The sequence below is a fragment of the Rahnella sp. Larv3_ips genome (assembly GCF_003697865.1).
GTDB classification, from domain to species: domain Bacteria; phylum Pseudomonadota; class Gammaproteobacteria; order Enterobacterales; family Enterobacteriaceae; genus Rahnella; species Rahnella rivi.
Genome location: NZ_MJIB01000008.1, coordinates 71,663 through 87,238 on the forward strand (window position 1 = coordinate 71,663; position 15,576 = coordinate 87,238).

Below are 15,576 nucleotides of genomic sequence, written 5' to 3' on the forward strand. Positions count from 1 at the left end.
CAGCTCATTCGCGCGGCGGCGCTCCAGGCCGGTGACGCGGACACCGTTCACAAACACCCAGCGCGGCAACTGTTCGCAGGCTTTTCGCCATTCGCCCTTGTTGATGAAAAACGCCAGGGTGGATTTACACGCCGCCGTCACGCCGACGTTGAACGCAAAGGACGCCACGGCGTCGTACACCGGCTGCGGCATGTCGATCGGCATACAGCGCGCAATGCCTTTCTCCACCCGCATCACGTCTTCCACCAGGTTAACGGCGGCCTGTCGTTCGCTGATGTGCGTTTGCGGTTTCACGCCCGCCGTGTGCCCGATGCCGTTTGTCCAGACGCCCGCGCTGCACTGGTACGCCGACAGGCGGCAGCCTTCAAAGTCAGCGATAAGTGCCAGACCGGCGGCGGACGTTTTCAACGTCGGCGTTTGTGGCAGCAGCGCGGCAATCGCCAGGACAGCGGCGACGGCGCAGCGTCTAACGATTGATGGCTGCATTGATTTCTCCACTGATGCCCATGGCTTTCAGGAGGCGATAGGTTTTGCGCCGGTAGTACCAGTTCACCAGGAAGGTCGCGACGCCGACGGCGGCACCCACCAAAAAGGCGATATCCTGATAAGACATGCCCCCCAGCCAGGCCAGAAACACGGCGATGCAATAACAAATAAACGAGGTGATGCGCTCCATGGTCATCAGTCCCAAAGTGAGACGGTTTCACTGACTGCGGCCTGAGTAATATCCGGCAGTTCCACCGCGTAGCCATGGGGCAAAATTGCCCCGCGAGCGGCTAACCCAACGTTAGCCGCGTAAACCTGCTCAACCACCGACTCGGTGCGCCCGTAGTAACGCCAGCAGAGCGAATCTACGGTGTCGCCCTGTTCGGCAATGACTTTCATCAGAGCAGCCCGATGATGCAGTGAGACACACCGGCGACGTCGCTGATCGCATTTCGACCATCACGCCATAAATCATCAACGGTGCTTTCGACGATCGCGGCCTTTTTGCTGCCCGCGTCGGTGGTATCGCTGTTCGGGTAACGTTCAGCCAGATACGCGGCGGCAATGGACGCCACGGCGCGTTGATAGGCACCGACCTTCACGCTTTCATCGTCAATCTGGTCGGCGGGGACGTCTTCCAGCGCCTTAAATCCCTGGGACTTTTGCGCTTCGCGAAAGCTGTACAGCTCGGCGTTTACTTCGGTCATGGCAAACTTCGCGGCGGCACGCAGACGCTTAGCGGTGACGGTGCCCTCCAGTCGCAGCGTGTCGCGCAGCTCAACCGGATCGACATCAGGCCAAAAATGGGTGTTCTTAATAGCGGGTTCCGTCGCGGCGTCCGGCTTTGGTGCAGGTATAACAAGAGACGACATGTTGACCTCTGAATGGGGGGCGGTGGACGCCAGCGTTGAACAAGGGCAAAGACCTGTCTCGGCTGGCGTGCCGCCCTGCGCGGGGCGCATTCTTTTAGCTGCCGGATGCCTTTCTGATGGCGGATTCCAGACGCTCAATGTCTTTCTTAACACCTGATTTGTTATCAAGAATTAAGGCGTTTTTCAGGCGTTCCAGGGCTAACGCGTCCTTGCCGCCGTCGCGGTAGAGATAGCCGATAATCTTGTGCAGCTGGGCACGGACTTTATCGGGCATATCCTCGGCGTCGGTCAGCTCCAGCACCTCCAGCATCAGCTCAATGCTGACCGGTTCACCGGCGTCGCGGGCGCGCGTAGCCTGGTCGATCACTTCCTCGGTGAAGGCGCAGCCCGCGGTGCGGTTGCCGAACGGCATGGCGAGCCGGTGCTTAAAGGCGTAGCGGGCAATGTTCAGCGCCCCGGCAATATCACCGGCATCGATACGCCAGATCATGACGGTCATCAGGATGGCGTCCTGCGCGCCGTTCCCTTCGGCCAGCACGCCCGACACCCACGGGGCGTATTCCGGCAGCAGGCGGCGTTTGACTTCCGCTTTGGCCTGGAAGGACTGATGCTTGCTCAGTTCCTGCTTATCCGCATTGAGTCGCTGCATTTGCAGTTCGTAGCCGGTGGCGTGACGCAACAGGCCGGAGGCCTGCTGCGCTGCGTTGATAGCTGACTGCCGCAGCATGTGACGACGGCAAGGGCTGATCATGATGTCCCCCTTTATTCCGCTGATTCAGGTGCGGCAGCTTTGAAGGTGCCGAGCTGGATGTTTTCGACCAGGCAGCCGCCGCGATAGTCTTCCACCACGAAATCTTCATTGATGGATTCATAGTTTTCGATGCGGTCACGCTTTGGCACCTCTTCGATATGACGGCGGTGTGTGCCGTCCTGCCAGTAGATGGACAGGTTATCCAGACGGGTGATCAGGAACGCGTTAGCGGGGAATCCCGGCACGCGCACCGCCGGTAAGTTACCGATGCGCTTCTGGCTGATAATCATGTCCGCCGCCAGGCTTTCGGAGTTCTCCTGCGCCTTGTTCACCAGCGGGAAGTATTTATCCGCCAGCAGCTGACGCCCGCAGATAACCACCAGGCCGGTGTCGTCCTGATAAATCGGATCAACCATGTTGTTGGTCGCGTCCATCACCAGCGCATCCAGATTTTCATAGTCACCGCCTGCGCCGACGCGCACAGTGGTGGAGATCACCGCATCGTCGTCGCCGACAATCTTGCTCATCACGCGCTCAGGCGCATTGAGACGGTACTTTTGCAGCCAGCCCACGTTCACGTCCTGCAACAGCGGGTATTTCGTGCGGTTTGAGGTGGCCGCACGCTCAACGCCGTTGAAGCCGATGGTGATGCGATCCAGTGCCTGACGTTTCACGATGGCGTCACGTAAACGCGCCTGGAAATCCTGATAGCGCGCCCAGAGATCAAGCGTGGCGTAGCGGAAATGGAAATCGTAGTTCGTCTGACGGCACTCGTAGCCCTCGGCGGTCAGGGTGTTGAAGTCAGCGGTTTTGCGCTCACCGTCGCCGGTGGTGTCCGCCGTGCTGGCAATGGAGCCGGACACGCCGACGCCCACCTTTTCACCCTTCATTTCGTCCACGGGGATGATGTTAATCATCTGGAGGAACGCGGAGGACTCCTGCACGCGGGTCATCAGCGTCTGCGTGACCGACGGCTCAACGCTGAATTTTTTATCCAGGTCGCCGGTGTCCACGGAGTTTAGCTCGGCGATGCGGGACAGGTAGGCGTTAAATTGAAAACGGGTGGTTTGTTTCATGCGTTTTTTTCCAAAATGGTTAACGGGTTAATCGGTTTTTTTGTGCTTAGCAGTCGGTGATATCCGCCGCATTCCCTTTACCGCCGCCGCTTGAAACGGGGCGCTGCGTGTAGTTCTGCGGTGCGGATTTCTCCAGCTTGCCTTTCAGCGCGCTGAACTGTTCGCGATCGGCGGCGGTGTCTTTTTCCAGTGCGCTGAGGCGTTGCGTCAGGGTTTTTTCCAGCACGGACAGCTTTTCATCCCTGGCTTGCAGGCCGGTTTCGACGTGTTCCACCACCACTTCCACGGCGTCGTGGACGTCTTTGAAGCGGGCATCATCCGAGGCGGACTTACTGGACAGCAGCTGCTTCACGCGGGAGAACAGCGACGGGGCAGCCGGTTTATCTTCTTCAAACTCGAACGCCGTTTCTTCGGCGACGGTGAACAGGTTTCCAGCATCCTGTTTGCGGCTCGCCAGCGGGTTCTGCTGCGCCTTCGCGCTGAATTGCAGGTACTCGGTGCCGAGGCTCGCGGGGCTGTCGGTCACGGCCAGGCCAATCAGATACGCTTTGCCGGTGTCGGAAAACGAGGGGTTCACTTCGATGGAGGTGTAAACCTTCTGGCGGGCTTTCACCAGCGACACTAAATCAGCCGTCGGGTCGATGTCGGCATACAGTGCCAGCTTGCCTTTGAGCGCGCCGTCGGCAATTTCTTCGGCATAAACGCCGGTCACATCGCCGTACATGCGGAACGGGCTATCAGGGTAATAACCTTTGATGTGCTCCATGTTGATACGTGCGCCGTAGACCTTCGGGTCATAGGTCGCGGCCATCTGTTCGATCCAGTCGCGGGTAATTTCGCGGCCGTCGGTGGTTGCGCCTTCGGTACAGATACGAAAGCGCTTTGTTGCTTTTGCCATTTGTCGGACTCCAGTCGGTGTGTACTTCTGAGAACCCCGAGTTTCCAGACACACGCCCGACACCGCCAGCCGAGGCGGGTTGATGCTCGATGGCACAACGTGGGCAGCGCGAAAAGCCGCAGGCCAGCCGGTAACGTTGCAGTCATGAAAACGACAAACTCAACCATCATCAGCGACCCACGGCGACAGGCGGCACTGCTTTACTGGCAGGGGTTTTCTGTGCGTCAGATTGCGGAACTGCTGACCCAAAAAATACCGACGGTGCAGAGCTGGAAAACCCGCGACGCGTGGGAGAACGCCGCGCCGATTACCCGCGTGGAGTCCAGCCTGGAGGCGCGTTTAATTCAGCTCGTCACGAAAGACGTGAAAGGGAATGCGGATTACAAAGAGATTGATGCGTTAGGCCGGATGATTGAGCGCCTGGCACGGGTAAACCGCTACAGCCAGAGCGGGAACGAGGCCGATTTAAATCCGAACGTTGCTAACCGCAACAAAGGCGATCGTAAGAAGCCAACCAAAAACTATTTCAGCGACGAAGCCCTGGAGAAGCTGGAAGGGATTTTCTTTGAAAAGTGTTTCCCTTATCAGCGAATCTGGTACGACGCAGGGCTTAAACACCGTATCCGCGACATCCTGAAATCTCGTCAGATTGGCGCCACATTCTTCTTTGCCCGCGAAGCGCTGCTGCGCGCACTCGCCACCGGCCACAACCAAATTTTCCTGTCGGCCAGTAAAACCCAGGCTTACGTCTTTCGTGAATACATCATCCAGTTTGCGCGCCTGGTCGATGTCGAACTGACCGGCGATCCGATAGTGCTCGGCAACAACGGCGCAAAGCTGATTTTCTTAGGCACCAACTCCAACACCGCCCAAAGCCACAACGGCGATTTATACGTGGATGAAATCTTTTGGATCCCGAACTTCCAGAAGCTGCGCAAGGTCGCCAGCGGCATGGCCTCGCAGGAACATCTGCGCACCACCTATTTCTCCACGCCGTCAGCGCTGACGCACGGCGCTTATCCGTTCTGGTCGGGTGAGCTGTTCAATAAGGGGCGGGAAAATCCTCGCGACAGGATTGAGCTGGATATCGGCCATCACGTCCTGGCAAAAGGTCGGCTTTGTGAAGATGGGCAATGGCGACAAATCGTCACCATTGAGGACGCGTTAGCCGGTGGCTGCAACCTGTTCAATATTGACACGCTGAAACGGGAAAACAGTGCCGAGGATTTCCGCAACCTGTTCATGTGCGAATTTGTGGACGATCAGGCGTCGGTGTTCCCGTTCGCCGAGCTACAGCGCTGCATGGTGGAAAGCGCCGAGGAATGGTCAGATTTCAGCCCGTTCGCCGTGCGTCCGTTTGGTTATCGCGCCGTCTGGATTGGTTACGACCCGTCACACACCGGCGACAGCGCGGGCTGCGCCGTCGTGGCTCCGCCGCTGGTGGACGGGGGCAAATTCCGCGTGTTGGAACGCCACCAGTGGAAAGGCATGGACTTTGCCGCCCAGGCGAAAAGCATTGAGGAGTTAACAAAGCGGTACTGCGTGGAATACATCGGCGTGGACGCCACCGGCATCGGTCAGGGCGTGTTCCAATTGGTACGGCAGTTCTTTCCCGCCGCGATGGAGATCCGCTACAGCCCGGAAACCAAAACGAAAATGGTGCTGAAAGCGAAGGACACCATCACGTCAGGCCGCCTGGAATACGACACCAACCACAAAGACATCACGTCGTCATTCATGGCTATTCGCAAAACCATGACCGCCAGCGGCAGCCGTTCCACCTACGAGGCCAGCCGCAGCGAGGAGGCCAGCCACGCGGATGTCGCCTGGGCAATCATGCACGCACTGCTTAACGAACCCCTGACCGCCGCCAACGGCGGCCAAAGCCCTAACATTCTGGAGTTTTATTAATATGAGTAAGCGCAAATTCCGCAAGGCGGCACAAAACACCGTCACCGCAACAAACGCCCAGCATAACGGCGGTGCGGAGGCGTTCAGCTTTGGCGACCCGACGCCGGTTTTAGACCGCCGCGAAATTCTGGACTACATCGAATGCACGGGTAACGGCCAGTGGTATGAGCCGCCGGTCAGCTTTGACGGACTGGCCCGCACGCTGCGGGCAGCGGTGCATCACAGTTCATCGCTGTACGTTAAGCGCAACATTCTCGTCTCGACCTATGTCCCGCACCCGCTGTTATCACAGCAGGAATTCAGTCGGTTTGCCCTGGATTACCTGGTATTCGGGAATGCCTTTTTGGAAGTGATCCGCAATCAGCTTGGTGACGCCGTAGTGATGAAAACCGTGCCTGCCAAATATGCACGGCGCGGCGTGGAGCATGATACATACTGGTTTGTGCAACAGTGGAAGGATTCGCATCAGTTTGCGGCGGGTAGTGTCTTTCATCTGATTGAGCCGGATATTAATCAGGAGCTATACGGCCTCCCTGAATATCTCAGCGCCCTGAACTCTGCCTGGCTGAATGAGGCCGCGACGCTGTTCCGCCGCAAGTATTACCAGAACGGGGCGCACGCCGGATATATCCTGTACATGACCGACGCGGCACAAAGCAGCTCGGACATCGAACAAATGCGTAAGGCGATGCGGGACACCAAAGGGCTGGGCAACTTCCGCAACCTGTTTATGTACGCCCCTAACGGCAAGCCGGACGGGATAAAGATTCTGCCGCTAAGTGAAGTCGCAACGAAAGACGATTTTTTTAATATTAAGAAAGCCAGCCAGAATGATTTGCTGTGCGCGCACCGTGTGCCACCGCAGATGATGGGGATCATTCCTGAGAACAGCGGCGGTTTTGGGGATGTAGAGAAGGCTGCACAGGTATTTGTCAGGAATGAGCTGACGCCCTTGCAGGAACGAATGAAGGAGTTAAATCTTTGGCTAAAGGAAATTATAATTGAATTTAAACCCTATGAATTTTAACCCATTATGGTCTGAGTCTTACTCATATTAGTTAAATCGGGGGGCAGCCCCCCAACTTTAACTAGGAGTTTTCAAGTCGAGAATTAATATCCTGCAACAATGGCCTGATGAATTTTATTATTGGGTTATATTCCTCACTTGAAAGAAGGCTTCTTTTTTCGGTTAAGTGGATGACTTTCACACTTTCAGGATTCCATTCATTTGGTATTGTTTCAGTTGCAACAATGACTTGTCCTGTATATTTAGACATGCCTAACGAGATATCGAGCATTCGTTTCAAATTTGACTCATCTTGGCCTGACTGCTGTGGTGTATCAACAACAAAAGGAAAGAAAGTGCTTTGTGTGTATTTAAATGATGTAGCTAACAAACTGCAATGAAGTGCTAATATACCCCTAGGACCAGAACTACCTGTAGTCGAGGGTCTTGAGCCAATAGCCGTTACGTCCCCTAATTCGGAACGATCTATTAAAAGATTCAAACTATATGCTCTATATTGTTCTCTACAATAACGTCTAATTTCTTTCTCAAGATTTAGATCGGAAATAGAATCCATTTGAGATTGATATTTCGTAGCCTTTATATTAGCAATGTCAATCTCATCTTCAATAACTTTTGTTGTAAGTGCCATTGCCTCATGTAAAACATCTCCACTGCGAGCATTTATGATGCTATCTAAAGATACCCCATTGTGCTCAACTTGAATCGAATTTCTTACGGATATAATTTCTTCAGAAATGACGCTATATTTTTCTTTAAGAGCTTTCTCTTTAATCGTAAGGGCATCAATCTCATTTTTAGTTTGAACAATAAAATGATGTAATTGATCTGCCTCTTCTGATAAATCCAAGCGCGAGTGAAATGTTACCATGTGGATAGTTCCACACGTTGGACACTCTAACTCTTGATTATCAACAAACTTAGATAAATACTCAATATCACCATAAGTTTCAACTTCAGCTCTTTTTGCAAGTCGTAGTTCAGCATTCAATCTTTGCCGCTGACTAGCAATATCTATGATGCTATCCCTAAGCTTTTCTTGATCTATAATAAGTTTTTCAGTTGACGCAGCTAATGTGATAATTTCCGCTTTGAATGCGTCAGTACTCAATGTTAAATTTTTAACTGGCAGTAATGAAAGCACCTTTTCATGAAAGTTTTTATTTGACTTTATTTGCCGCCTAAATTCATTTGCCTGAATTTTTTGCTCATCAAATAACAACTTTAAAGAAAGAAAATGAGCACTTTTAATGCCAGTGAAATAGTTAAAAACAGTAGAATGCCAATTTTGGAATTGGCCCAAATGCATAAATGTTGACCATCTATTTCCCCAGCTATTATCCTGATCTATATAAAAAGGTAACAAAGCATATTCGGGTCCTGCAAAATCAAATTCTCCGTCGTCATTCCTTTGAAGCTTTATCGGAAAATTAAAATAACTTGAGAATAACTCCGCCCACTCTTTACCTGTTGAACACCAATAAACTAAATCATGGTTATCTTGCTGGAAGATACCAATTTTTTTATTCTGCCGAACAATAATATATTTTTTCTCATTAATACTAAGCGATAAAGCACAGACAATATTTGGGTCGAACCCGCCAGCATCCCGCAAGGAAGCATCAGCACCAAGACACCATAATAAATTTTTTATTACTCTAGACTTCCCTGTTTCATTCACACCATAGACTATATTTTTACCGGGGCTAAATGTTATCTTCCTGGCTTTGCCGTCTCTTTCTGAGAGCAATAAGATTTCTTCGTATACGACTACTGATCTCATTTCGCTTCCTCCGGTTCCGAACTAATTTTAATATGTTGTAACTGTCTGATTGGATCAGCATTTTTAATCACCATAGCCATTAGGCAATAAACACATCCTTCACTGTATATACCGGATTCAAAGTTAGAAAGTTCTTTTAACTTTGAAAGCCACTCTTCAAACACTTCTGTTAATGTTCTCAACTTTCTAAAAGATAACATATTAACGTCATAAACGGATTTAACATTTTTAATTAACCCCCAAATGGGGCTATTTCTGTTGGTCACTTCTATACAAACCTTATTTAACTCGGTACGCATGTCTTCTATCATGTAAAAAGGAGCAACTTCACTATTAAGCCTAGCGACAACAGATTCAATATCTTTTTTTGTATTTGTACTTGAACCATTAGCCATCATTATATATTCATTAACATTAGCTCTCGTAATTGCCCTTTCTAGCAACCCATTAAAATCTTTTGCAAATCTAATTTTACCAGCCTTGTTAAAAACATATTGCGCAATAATTAGAACTGTTTTCAGTGGCGAGACAATTTCATACTTGAATTTGTTCTCTTCGATCATACTAGCTAAAACCCCGGTTACAAAAACATGTGTTTCATGGACGGGTAAAACTGATTTACACAAAAGAAAATCATCAAGATTAATGACTGATTCATCACTAAGCTCCAATTGTTTTCTTATAGCATTTTCTATTTCTCCCTTTTGTATTATGGATAGAGATGACAGCACAACCTCATCCTTAGACTTCGAAGTTCCATTATCGTCATTTTTATAGGTAAATGGGGCATTAGATATAAAGCTTAACTTAATATCACTACACGATTTGAAACGATCCCTATGATGATATAATTTCGATAAAATTGACTTTTTTGGGATTTTCGTTTTTTTTACTTTAACCTTTTTATTAATTTTCTGTGTATTCTCTGACTGCTGTGGCAAAAGGATTGGCACAGTTGTAGTAGCAATAGTATTATCATCTTCCCCCTCAGCCTTAATTAAGGATGCAAGCGTCCAATTAAGTGTTGATTCATTTTTCTTTAGTTGAATAAAATGAACTTTACTTGGATTGACGGATGAATCCAAAATTGCCACATCTTGAAGCCATTCAAGTACCACCGCATAATCGTCCTCAGTGGCATGTCGAACCAACGCTTCCTGAACAGCCCACCAAACTTGGTAACTAAACCCCAAAATCCCATGTTGACCGCCTTGGTCAGCATCTTCATAGTCCTTAAAAATCTCAAACACATCAGTGTCATCTTGCTTATGCATTGACATTCATCCCTGAGAGGATACGTAATTTCAAAAATATAAAGCATTTTTGAGAATTTACCTACTTGTACATATCTCAATGTGCATTCGCCCCTTGCGCGCAATGTTACCCGCCTACCCGCTTCTGACTTGGCTTGCTGTTTTTAATGCATGTCTCAGAACGCCGTAAAGCCCAGCCCAATGGGTGAACAGAAGTTTTTTGATCCTTTAGGGATCATGCAAAACCATGCATATAGTGCATGCGGCGTTCTCTCAGAACCTTTAACTTGGAATTCAGTGGATCTTTCCTGGGGCGTTGACGTAAAAATGACTTTAACCAGTTCCTCATTCGCAGCCAATGCCATTTCTGAAATCCATGCAGCTACTATTTCGCGCTCCTCGGCATCGCAGTCAACCCGAGTGGAAAGTTTTGCAATCAAAGATATACGTTCCAACAACACTGCCGTATGTAAAAAATCCATTCCACCCTCAATAAATACTGTTCATTCATCCAGTAGTATATGTCTATCAGATCAAAATTTCCAGTGTAATCATGGCTAACGGTAACAAACGGCATCCCAGACTAAAATTTGCTGCAAACCCAAACTAGGATGCAAAATGGAGATGACAATCAATTTATACTCGCCCTTTAGGCTATACCTCTCATGAGAGGCTTTAAAAAGGAATAATCAATGAAAAAGCATTTTTTAGGTGCCATGTTGCTTTGTCTTCCAGTACTCGCAATTGCTCAATCGGAATCTGGTTATGGCAAAACAACATGGGGTATGACACCTAGCCAAGTCGTAGCAGCCCAAGGTGAAAGAGCACGTCTCATCAAACCTGAAAAATACAAAGGCTCCTGGGGAAAAGTCAGCATTAATCCTGTAAATATTGGTGCTTCTGATTACAAAGTAGTTTTTTTGTTTGATGACAACGATCACTTGATTCAAACAAATGTGTCTTCGCTGGAACAAAAAAACGCCGGTATTATTGAGGACCAATTCCAGAATCTTCGTAAACTCCTGACACAAAAATATGGTCAGCCTCAATTTGATGGTGAAACTGTCACATGGAAAACAGCAGTTACGACTATTGAACTGAGTAAAATGGTTATTACTGGCATTGTTGCTCAAGTTTCAATTCGTTATCTCCCTAATCAGCGTGTACAAGGAGATACTCAGGATCTCTAATCATAGAATGCATTTAGGCTTAGTACTTCTATGCAAAAATTGAGAGGTGCTTTTATTTCCCCCGAGCACTTATTATGGAGCATGGATGTCAATAAAATTCAGCCCAATCGGTTAGGAGTTCAAAGTTCATAACCAGATCACCAAAGCTAATTTTCGCCCCACGGCTTAACGCTTCCAGTTCCCAGCGTTCCGCCGTGATATTGTGTTTCATTAATTCGCGTTCGATTTCCGGCAAGCGCGCCCGTTCCTCTGCCGTCAATCTTGCCGACGGGGCAACATCACGGCCTTTTGTCGGGTCGAAACTACACTGCGCCTTACTAACCCTCGGTGTTTCCTCGCGTATACGTGCCACAATCGCCCTCACGGCGGCTGTATCTGTCCAGTCAATTACCGGCTGGTTGGTAGAAATGAACCCTGTAGCGGCGCTCCCAGCCTTGCTATCACACCCATTTTCGACGGCTTTCTTTCCACCTAACCCACAGTTATTGACAGGACTCCGAGGCGCGCCGGAGGCGCTTTTTAAGGTCAAAACCTCAACGTCAACGGCAGAAGAAACGATCCGCCATTGTGTTGTTCGGGTTTCATAAACACGGGAGTCGCCGAGGTGAGGCGCGAAAATACCGACAACCTTTTTCACTTCCTCATCGTATGCGTTCAGCTCATCAGCCACGCGGCGGGCGACACGCACAGTCTGATCGTCGCGTGGGACATTAGCGCCGCCCTGGGCTGACATGTACGCCATAAAATCACCGGCATCAGCAGCAGCGCGAACGGCTTCCACTTCTTCGTCAAAGGTTTCAGTCAGGCTGATAGAACGGATGCGGCGGCACTCTCGGTATGAACCCATGGTAGGCAGGCCGATAGGATGAAACTGGGGGATACGCCAGGTAGCAGCCCAGGCGGTGACAGCGGCAGCGGAATCTGTCAGCAGCTCGCCGGTTTCGTGGTCGCGCTCGCCTTCCAGTGCGTAACCGTCGATGTTCTTTGCGATGTATTTGGCGATATAGCCCGCCGCGCCGCCACGGTTCAGGTGTTTACAGTCAAAGCGGTTTTTAGCTGCGCCGCGTTCGTCACCGTCTTCTTTCATGGCGTATTTGCGCATGATATCGATTACCCGCTGACGCATGGAGGGCTTGGTGAATAGCATCATGTGCCAGTGCGGCGTCGCGTCGTGGTGAGGTTCGACAACGCGCATCCCGTAAACAGACAGGCCACTATCCTTGAACGCAGTGCGCATTTTGCTCCAGATCCCGCACAGATAACGCTGCGCATCTTTTGGGGTATAGGCTTCTTTGTCCCAGGCGTGATTTCGCTGAACGCGTTTTTTATCGCCCTTGCCTACCATGCGGGTCGGGTGATATTTGGACGGAGTGGTGATAGTGAGGAACATCCCGACGTCGCCATTTGCAGCAGCATATTTTTCAGTGCCGGCAATCGTACTCATTAGCTCCATGCGGCGGATTTCAGGGTTAGAAATACTCGCCATCACTTTGTCGATCAGACTGAAACGCTCGCCGGTTTCAATGTTTTCCAGGTCGCAGCTTTTCAGGTAGTCGAGATTCGACAGGCGTCGCGCACGTACTTCACGGATGGCCTGCTTACTGGCATAGGGGGAAGCATCGCGGTTAACCTTGCCGATGGCGATCAGCAACGATTCACGCCAGCGGGTGCGCTGACCTTTAAACTGGCGTAACCACCAGTCGGGATTAACCAGGCGCGACATGGCTGCGATAGCGGAAACTGCATCCAGCTTGCCTTTGCAAAATCTTGTCCAGTACATCGGCGTGACATTGAAAACCTGTGCCATACCGGCGATTTCGCTGTACAACTCGCACTGGGTATCACTCTCAAAAAGAATCGAATTATCCCCGTTGTACTGAGCAAGCAGCTGATCGCAACGTTCTTCATAAATCCCTTTCAGATGTCCGGCGATGTCCTGAGCGAACCGGCGCAACGGTTTATCGCTCATGCTCGGCAGGCTGTGATAGGTGTCGGCCTCAGACATGAATTTCATGGAGGCTTTAACATTCATTGCATGAGCGGCATTAACCGCTTCGACGCGGGGAAGGATGCTGCGACCAAGGGTATAAACCAGATATTTATTGGCGGCGTGAATGCCCTGCTCTTTCAGCAGATATGTATAGCGGCCTGTAAATATTTCGCGGAGATCGGTTGAGAGGGTTTTTACTTTGGTTAAAACAGCTTGCCCCTGATCGTATTCATCACGGGTAAGCGGTCTTTCCAGGCCAGAAACGGCCTGGCGTGGTTTGTTCCAGGGAAACGCCCAGACTTCGGGCGTTTTAATCTGAGGAGTGAAGCGGCTGGTCTGCATTACATGCCGTCTTTGAGATCAATGACCAGATAGCCCGCATTGATCGCGGCCAGTACGAGCAACACTACCGCAAACATGATCATGGGTTGCCTCGGTAGTGTTTGGCATTGAGTTCAGCCAGCTCTTTGCAGTACACGCAAAGCTCAACGCCAGGCAGAGCAGCGCGGCGTTCCTCCGGTATCGGACGATCGCACTCGATGCAGAACATTGCGGAAACACCTGCAACAGTTGCGCGGGCGGCCTGGATTTGGGCTGAAAGAATGAGGTCAGCGCGTTCCTGGGCGGTGTCGATCACATCAGCCATCAGTGCAGGTCTCCCGATTCGTTTTGAATACGGGTAGCTTCCTGACGTAAAGCCTCAGCAGCTTCGGTTCCGGTCATTTCTTTCTGGATGATGAAACAGGCGATAGCCTCCAGACGTGAGGCAAACACCTGGGCACGATTGCCGCGCTCATCTTTACGTGCAGCATTGAGCATTAAGGTCAGCTCGCCGGTGTAGTCCCCTTCTGCCGATCCCATATCAAAACCGACAACAGGCAAGCCAGCAAAGCCGAGGCGGGATTTATTAATCATTGTTTTCATATGTAAAACTCCTGTTTTTGGGCAAAAGAATGCCCGGCGGGTTTACGCCAATTAATTTCAGTTCGGGTTAGTGTCTGATATTTATCTTGCAGTCATCTTCACTGATAAATTTCGGAAGTGACTCAGTTAAACCAAGTAAGGAATTCAGCGCCGCAACCACTTGATGTCGCTCAGTCGGCGTTAATTCTGCAAACTTCATTTCTACGTGGCGATTTTTCAGGCCAGCATGAAAGCAGATCGTTTTACGCATATGCAGCGGCTGACTATCAAATGTTTCCTGCGCTACATTCTTTTTGTGTTCCAACATCTCTTTAATTTTTGTCAGATGCTTTTTACCGATCTGGATATGTTCTTCGTTCCCTAAAAACATAATCACCTCAACTAAACAGGCGCTTTAAAAGCGGCTTTGAATTTCTCACGGCCTGCAGGGCAGTGGCTTTTGACAGTGAAGGACTCCAACGCTTTCCGCCTGGCAGTTCAATGCAACCATGGCCGAAATGCCGTGAAGGGCTTTGCTGTTTCAGAAGTGGTGCAATTGAGATCGGCATAATCACACCATCCCATTGGTAGCAACGCTGGCGACAGCACCAACGGCAGAGGCCAGCACCGGTGAACCTTCGACCCGCCCCTGAATCGCCAAACCGATCAGCGACAGGTGACGGATCCCTGCGTTTACACTTTCGATAATTGCGTTTTTAACCTGACGAGTCTGCCGTTCCGGCGATGCTGCACTTGCAGCAACCGATCCCAACGCCGCCGTGGCGTGAAGCGTGTAGGTAGCAATATTCCCCTCGGCCAACTCATTTACTGGAACCGCAGGCATACATTTCATCTGTGCCAGCAAGCCATCAATCAGGGTTGCGTCTTCAGTGGCGTCAGTAATTACAGCAATCTCAATGACAGTAAGCTGATGCACCTGATCAGGATTCAGCTTGTTACGCAGGGTTTGTTCTTTCATTCCAATAGTGCGAGCCAGTTTTGACAGATTGTGACGCGCAGCAAAAGCGCGGCATGCGTTATCAAAATGCGGCTGGTTGGAAACCTGAAAATCAAACATGTTTACCTCTCAAAATTCACTTAATGTGAATTAAGCACCAATTATGATTTGAAAGCGTGAATGACCAAGATTCTTTTTGGCTTCCATTTCTTTATAACGAGCGTAAAGAATTCTGATTGGACCACCGGCACGTTTGTTGCCTTTCTTGATAGTGCGAGGCTCGATTGGAATGCGAGGGTTTTCGCCGGTTGTCTGGCGATAAACGGTGCGTACGGATACACCTTCGAGGGCGGCGAATTCCTCAGGATGGACAGTTGCGCGGGGGATCTTGATTGTAATGAGTGTGGTCATAATGCATTATTCCTCTTTAGTTAAATAAATGTCTTCGATGGTCAACGTTTGCCAACTTACGCCACCT

The 15,576-nt window shown here is 50.2% G+C and carries 20 protein-coding genes; 3 read left to right on the plus strand and 17 right to left on the minus strand.

The annotated features are described in order from the left end of the window. The 7 genes from ED901_RS13570 to ED901_RS13600 form a co-directional block, all read right to left on the minus strand. Positions 1-486: lysozyme (locus tag ED901_RS13570; protein WP_162997875.1), on the minus strand; the 486-nt coding region annotated here is incomplete at its 3' end. After that, positions 467-676 (minus strand): phage holin, encoded by a 210-nt coding sequence (locus tag ED901_RS13575; protein ID WP_013574808.1) that lies wholly within the window; start codon positions 674-676, stop codon positions 467-469. The genes ED901_RS13570 and ED901_RS13575, both read right to left, overlap by 20 nt. A 5-nt stretch (positions 677-681) precedes the next feature. Further along, entirely contained in the window at positions 682-885 is a 204-nt protein-coding gene (locus ED901_RS13580; RefSeq protein ID WP_122096221.1) for a tail protein X, read from the minus strand. Beyond that, positions 885-1,358 (minus strand): head completion/stabilization protein, encoded by a 474-nt coding sequence (locus tag ED901_RS13585; RefSeq protein ID WP_122096222.1) that lies wholly within the window; start codon positions 1,356-1,358, stop codon positions 885-887. The genes ED901_RS13580 and ED901_RS13585 overlap by 1 nt, the downstream gene beginning before the upstream one ends. Before the next feature lie 94 nt (positions 1,359-1,452). Beyond that, complete coding sequence (gene gpM / locus ED901_RS13590) at positions 1,453-2,109, minus strand: phage terminase small subunit (protein ID WP_122096223.1); 657 nt, start codon at positions 2,107-2,109, stop codon at positions 1,453-1,455. An 11-nt stretch (positions 2,110-2,120) separates the two neighbouring features. Continuing rightward, positions 2,121-3,185 (minus strand): phage major capsid protein, P2 family, encoded by a 1,065-nt coding sequence (locus ED901_RS13595; protein WP_122096224.1) that lies wholly within the window; start codon positions 3,183-3,185, stop codon positions 2,121-2,123. 46 nt (positions 3,186-3,231) lie between these two features. After that, a complete protein-coding gene (locus ED901_RS13600; protein ID WP_122096225.1) occupies positions 3,232-4,083 on the minus strand; it encodes a GPO family capsid scaffolding protein in 852 nt (283 codons plus the stop codon). A 144-nt stretch (positions 4,084-4,227) separates the two neighbouring features. On the opposite strand from ED901_RS13600, the gene ED901_RS13605 reads away from it, so the two are divergent. Next, positions 4,228-5,994 carry a terminase ATPase subunit family protein gene (locus ED901_RS13605; protein ID WP_122096311.1) on the plus strand — a complete coding sequence of 589 codons (1,767 nt, stop codon included), beginning with the start codon at positions 4,228-4,230 and terminating at the stop codon, positions 5,992-5,994. A 1-nt stretch (position 5,995) separates the two neighbouring features. Further along, positions 5,996-7,021 carry a phage portal protein gene (locus ED901_RS13610; protein ID WP_122096226.1) on the plus strand — a complete coding sequence of 342 codons (1,026 nt, stop codon included), beginning with the start codon at positions 5,996-5,998 and terminating at the stop codon, positions 7,019-7,021. Between the two features lie 61 nt (positions 7,022-7,082). Here the strand turns inward: ED901_RS13610 and ED901_RS13615 are convergent, their stop codons facing one another. The 3 genes from ED901_RS13615 to ED901_RS13625 all read right to left on the minus strand — a co-directional run bounded on the left by ED901_RS13615 (position 7,083) and on the right by ED901_RS13625 (position 10,539). After that, positions 7,083-8,804 carry a hypothetical protein gene (locus tag ED901_RS13615; protein WP_122096227.1) on the minus strand — a complete coding sequence of 574 codons (1,722 nt, stop codon included), beginning with the start codon at positions 8,802-8,804 and terminating at the stop codon, positions 7,083-7,085. Continuing rightward, positions 8,801-10,078, minus strand: coding sequence for a dsDNA nuclease domain-containing protein (locus ED901_RS13620; protein WP_162997872.1), 1,278 nt, complete (start codon positions 10,076-10,078; stop codon positions 8,801-8,803). Before ED901_RS13620 ends, ED901_RS13615 begins: the two co-directional genes overlap by 4 nt. Before the next feature lie 155 nt (positions 10,079-10,233). Then, positions 10,234-10,539, minus strand: coding sequence for a hypothetical protein (locus tag ED901_RS13625; protein ID WP_122096229.1), 306 nt, complete (start codon positions 10,537-10,539; stop codon positions 10,234-10,236). Positions 10,540-10,749: 210 nt separating this feature from the next. On the opposite strand from ED901_RS13625, the gene ED901_RS13630 reads away from it, so the two are divergent. Further along, on the plus strand, positions 10,750-11,247 hold the full coding sequence (locus ED901_RS13630) for a hypothetical protein (protein ID WP_122096230.1): 498 nt from the start codon (positions 10,750-10,752) through the stop codon (positions 11,245-11,247). A gap of 88 nt (positions 11,248-11,335) precedes the next feature. Here ED901_RS13630 and ED901_RS13635 read toward each other — a convergent pair whose 3' ends face one another. The 7 genes from ED901_RS13635 to ED901_RS13665 form a co-directional block, all read right to left on the minus strand. After that, complete coding sequence (locus ED901_RS13635; protein WP_122096231.1) at positions 11,336-13,579, minus strand: replication endonuclease; 2,244 nt, start codon at positions 13,577-13,579, stop codon at positions 11,336-11,338. Positions 13,580-13,658: 79 nt separating this feature from the next. Next, the gene (locus ED901_RS13640; RefSeq protein ID WP_122096232.1) at positions 13,659-13,883 is read right to left on the minus strand and encodes a TraR/DksA family transcriptional regulator; all 225 of its coding nucleotides are present in this window, start codon (positions 13,881-13,883) and stop codon (positions 13,659-13,661) included. Continuing rightward, positions 13,883-14,161: a DUF2732 family protein gene (locus ED901_RS25625; protein WP_371414308.1), complete on the minus strand. Its 279-nt coding sequence runs from the start codon at positions 14,159-14,161 to the stop codon at positions 13,883-13,885. Before ED901_RS25625 ends, ED901_RS13640 begins: the two co-directional genes overlap by 1 nt. A 67-nt stretch (positions 14,162-14,228) precedes the next feature. Beyond that, positions 14,229-14,531: a hypothetical protein gene (locus tag ED901_RS13650; protein WP_120134823.1), complete on the minus strand. Its 303-nt coding sequence runs from the start codon at positions 14,529-14,531 to the stop codon at positions 14,229-14,231. Positions 14,532-14,538: 7 nt separating this feature from the next. After that, entirely contained in the window at positions 14,539-14,709 is a 171-nt protein-coding gene (locus ED901_RS13655) for a phage filamentation protein Fil family protein (protein ID WP_122096233.1), read from the minus strand. Positions 14,710-14,711: 2 nt separating this feature from the next. Next, positions 14,712-15,218: a phage regulatory CII family protein gene (locus ED901_RS13660; RefSeq protein WP_122096234.1), complete on the minus strand. Its 507-nt coding sequence runs from the start codon at positions 15,216-15,218 to the stop codon at positions 14,712-14,714. A gap of 30 nt (positions 15,219-15,248) precedes the next feature. Beyond that, positions 15,249-15,512, minus strand: coding sequence for a hypothetical protein (locus tag ED901_RS13665; RefSeq protein ID WP_041688946.1), 264 nt, complete (start codon positions 15,510-15,512; stop codon positions 15,249-15,251). Between the last annotated feature and the right edge of the window lie 64 nt (positions 15,513-15,576).

Coding starts and splice junctions, on each gene's coding strand:
- ED901_RS13575 (WP_013574808.1), bottom strand. CDS start 676: ATGGAGCGCATCACCTCGTTTATTTGTTATTGCATCGCCGTGTTTCTG.
- ED901_RS13580 (WP_122096221.1), bottom strand. CDS start 885: ATGAAAGTCATTGCCGAACAGGGCGACACCGTAGATTCGCTCTGCTGG.
- ED901_RS13585 (WP_122096222.1), bottom strand. CDS start 1,358: ATGTCGTCTCTTGTTATACCTGCACCAAAGCCGGACGCCGCGACGGAA.
- gpM (WP_122096223.1), bottom strand. CDS start 2,109: ATGATCAGCCCTTGCCGTCGTCACATGCTGCGGCAGTCAGCTATCAAC.
- ED901_RS13595 (WP_122096224.1), bottom strand. CDS start 3,185: ATGAAACAAACCACCCGTTTTCAATTTAACGCCTACCTGTCCCGCATC.
- ED901_RS13600 (WP_122096225.1), bottom strand. CDS start 4,083: ATGGCAAAAGCAACAAAGCGCTTTCGTATCTGTACCGAAGGCGCAACC.
- ED901_RS13605 (WP_122096311.1), top strand. CDS start 4,228: ATGAAAACGACAAACTCAACCATCATCAGCGACCCACGGCGACAGGCG.
- ED901_RS13610 (WP_122096226.1), top strand. CDS start 5,996: ATGAGTAAGCGCAAATTCCGCAAGGCGGCACAAAACACCGTCACCGCA.
- ED901_RS13615 (WP_122096227.1), bottom strand. CDS start 8,804: ATGAGATCAGTAGTCGTATACGAAGAAATCTTATTGCTCTCAGAAAGA.
- ED901_RS13620 (WP_162997872.1), bottom strand. CDS start 10,078: ATGCATAAGCAAGATGACACTGATGTGTTTGAGATTTTTAAGGACTAT.
- ED901_RS13625 (WP_122096229.1), bottom strand. CDS start 10,539: ATGGATTTTTTACATACGGCAGTGTTGTTGGAACGTATATCTTTGATT.
- ED901_RS13630 (WP_122096230.1), top strand. CDS start 10,750: ATGAAAAAGCATTTTTTAGGTGCCATGTTGCTTTGTCTTCCAGTACTC.
- ED901_RS13635 (WP_122096231.1), bottom strand. CDS start 13,579: ATGCAGACCAGCCGCTTCACTCCTCAGATTAAAACGCCCGAAGTCTGG.
- ED901_RS13640 (WP_122096232.1), bottom strand. CDS start 13,883: ATGGCTGATGTGATCGACACCGCCCAGGAACGCGCTGACCTCATTCTT.
- ED901_RS25625 (WP_371414308.1), bottom strand. CDS start 14,161: ATGAAAACAATGATTAATAAATCCCGCCTCGGCTTTGCTGGCTTGCCT.
- ED901_RS13650 (WP_120134823.1), bottom strand. CDS start 14,531: ATGTTTTTAGGGAACGAAGAACATATCCAGATCGGTAAAAAGCATCTG.
- ED901_RS13655 (WP_122096233.1), bottom strand. CDS start 14,709: ATGCCGATCTCAATTGCACCACTTCTGAAACAGCAAAGCCCTTCACGG.
- ED901_RS13660 (WP_122096234.1), bottom strand. CDS start 15,218: ATGTTTGATTTTCAGGTTTCCAACCAGCCGCATTTTGATAACGCATGC.